Source organism: Pseudomonas sp. AC463, from assembly GCF_979253585.1.
On sequence record NZ_CEEDDZ010000559.1, the window covers coordinates 1 to 276 of the forward strand.

The 276-nt window shown below is 63.4% G+C and carries 1 protein-coding gene; it reads left to right on the plus strand.

Features of this window, described 5'->3' with window-relative positions:
• Nucleotides 1–20: 20 nt before the first annotated feature.
• Nucleotides 21–276 (plus strand): helix-turn-helix domain-containing protein (locus tag AC0IYH_RS31410; RefSeq protein WP_471838141.1); only part of this gene is annotated, 256 nt, incomplete at its 3' end.

Consider the following 276-nt stretch of genomic DNA (forward strand, 5'->3'; position numbering starts at 1 on the left):
TTGTGGAGCGGACCGTCATCATGGCTCCCGGCGATCGCATCGGCCGGATCGATCTCGATCTGCTGCCCGCCGAAGTGCTCGGGCAGGGTGCCGGTAGCGGCGGCGGATCGACCGCGATTATGGGCGCACCCCTGCGGGAGGCACGGGAGTCATTCGAGCGGGAATATCTTCGCGTCCAGATCCGTCGCTTCTCCGGCAATATCTCGCGCACCGCTAGTTTCATCGGCATGGAACGCTCCGCCTTGCATCGCAAACTGAAGTTGCTGGGCATTACGG